At 63.5% G+C, this 2,233-nt stretch carries 3 protein-coding genes and 1 pseudogene; 2 read left to right on the top strand and 2 right to left on the bottom strand.

The annotated features are described in order from the left end of the window. Nucleotides 1-592, bottom strand: a 592-nt coding sequence (locus C9413_RS31365; protein ID WP_246703909.1) for a S4 domain-containing protein, incomplete at its 3' end; no start/stop codon positions are given. A gap of 37 nt (nucleotides 593-629) precedes the next feature. On the opposite strand from C9413_RS31365, the gene C9413_RS31360 reads away from it, so the two are divergent. Then, the gene (locus C9413_RS31360; protein ID WP_039845709.1) at nucleotides 630-1,013 is read left to right on the top strand and encodes a hypothetical protein; all 384 of its coding nucleotides are present in this window, start codon (nucleotides 630-632) and stop codon (nucleotides 1,011-1,013) included. Between the two features lie 5 nt (nucleotides 1,014-1,018). Then, the gene (locus C9413_RS31355) at nucleotides 1,019-1,840 is read left to right on the top strand and encodes an RNA methyltransferase (protein WP_039845708.1); all 822 of its coding nucleotides are present in this window, start codon (nucleotides 1,019-1,021) and stop codon (nucleotides 1,838-1,840) included. Here C9413_RS31355 and C9413_RS31350 read toward each other — a convergent pair. Continuing rightward, nucleotides 1,841-2,233 (bottom strand): annotated as a pseudogene (locus C9413_RS31350) (hypothetical protein); the annotation flags it as partial.

Below are 2,233 nucleotides of genomic sequence, written 5' to 3'. Positions count from 1 at the left end.
GGGGGGGGGGGGGGGGGGGGCCCCGTGGTGGTCGATGGGGGGGGGGTGTGGGGGGCAGGTGGCGGCCGGGAGCGGGAAAGGGGGAGGACTGGTGGCGATGTGCATTATCGTGCGTGGGGACGACCACGCGGCGGGTCGTATCCTTGTCAAGCCGATGCACGATGCGTGGCCGCCGGACGCCGCCGATACCCGAGAGGCTTTCGCCGCAGTGGTGGATCAGCGCATTGACGAGCGTTCCCGTCCAGTTTCCGGCAGCCGGATGGACGACCATGCCGGTCGGTTTCGAGATGACAATGAGGTCGTCGTCCTCGTAAAGGATGTCGAGCGGGATGACTTCGCCCTTCGGCGTCGGGTCTTCCGGCTCGGGCAGCAGGAGTTCGTAATTGTCGCCGGAGCGCACTTTCTTTTGCGGGTCGAGTACGACGGCGCCGTTCACCAGCAACTGGCCATCCTTGATCAGAACCTTGACGCGGCTGCGGGAAAATTCCTCGCCGAGCTGAGCCGTCAGCCAGGCGTCGAGGCGGCCTTCGGCCTTCTCATCGGCAGTCAGGACTTTCCTAATGCCGGATGCTTGTTTAAAGGGGTCGCTCAAGACGCTTCTTCTCCGAAGTATTTCATAGGACACCACGATGACGAAAATCGAGCTGGACGATCAGGAAGAACAGCCCCTTGATCCGGCAATGGAAAATGTCCGGCGCAAGATGGTCCGCCTGCAGATCGTCTCCGGCGCCATCATGTTCGTGAGCCTTATGGCGGTCTTCGGCGCCGTTGTCTACAAGACGATGAAGGCCGAACCGGCAGAAACGGCAGTTGTTTCGGGCTCCGGCGGCTCTTCGGATTCGCCGGCAAGATCCACAGTTTCCCTGCCGCTCGGGTTCGCCGTGCAGTCCACCTCGCTCTCCGGCAGCCAGATCCTGTTCTTCGGCCAATCGATCGACGGCAAGCGTAAGGCGCTGGTCTTCGACATCGAGGCGGGTCGGCTCGTCGCCGACATCACCGTCGCCGGCAACTGAGGCCGATGGCTGCCGCGCCGATCACGATCGAAAGCGCCGACGATCCGCGCATTGCGGAATTTCGCGCGATCCGCGAACGCGACCTGACGGGCAGGCAGAACCGTTTCATTGCCGAAGGCACCGTCGTGCTGCGCATGCTGGCCGAAGCCCATGCTACCAGACGCGGCTTCGAGGCCGAGAAAATCCTGCTGCTGCGAAACCGCGCCGAAGGCGTCGCAGCCATTCTTGCGCGCGTGCCGGACGATGTCCCAGTCTATGTCGCCGAGGCGGATGTTCTCGACGGCATCGTCGGCTTCCATCTGCATCGCGGCGTGCTGGCGCTCGGCCGACGCATCCCGGGCAGCGAGAACCTGCTCGACAGCCTGGCGGAGCGCGCGCTGGTGCTCGTTGGCTGCGGCATTTCCAATCACGACAATGCCGGTTCGATGTTCCGCAATGCGGCCGCCTTCAACGCGGACGCCATCTTCCTCGACGAGACCTCCTGCGATCCGCTTTACCGGAAGGCGATGCGTGTCTCGGTAGGTTCCGTGCTGAGCGTTCCCTATCAACGCAGCAGCAGTGCTCTCGATATCCTCATCGCACTGACAGAACGCGGTTTCGATATCTGGACGCTATCGCCGCGCGGCAAGACGGATATCCGTGCGATAAAACCTTCGGATCGCATGGCGCTGGTGGTCGGTACAGAGGGAGATGGGCTGCCGGAAGCTGTCCTGGCGCGCTTCAAGAGTGCGCGCATTCCGCAATCTGTCCGCCTCGACAGTCTCAATGTCGCGACGGCGACCGGCATCGCTTTGTTCGCGATGGCATCGGCGGCCGATCGTCTCTGATCAGCCCGGTTGCGACAGGATCGTTGCGGCGCGCTGGGCGAGGCTCACGCGTTCGCCCTCTTCGTTACCCGCATCCTCCGGCAGAAGGTCGCGGATCGGCGAGGAGGGGCCCTCGTTAAGCGCCGTCAGTGCGACCATGCCAGCCGCGATCGAGGCGATCTCTTCGCGCATGGCGCTGTCGTTGCCCGTCGTCGCCTTCGCCTTGGAAATGCGATCGGAAACGGCTGCACTGCGCGCGCGAACTTCTTCGGCAAGGCGGGCGGCAACCGCTGCTGAATCAAGTTCGGAAGCTGGAGATTCTTCCTGCATCAGTTCCTCCCCTTTGGTTTCGAGCGTTGCCAGACCCGCATCGCGCAGCCCGCGGTTTGCCTTGCGCAGGCCGGCATTGAGCGA

This window comes from Rhizobium sp. SEMIA 4085 (assembly GCF_013004495.1).
GTDB lineage: Bacteria > Pseudomonadota > Alphaproteobacteria > Rhizobiales > Rhizobiaceae > Rhizobium > Rhizobium gallicum.
This window is presented reverse-complemented; position numbering and strand designations above follow the sequence as displayed.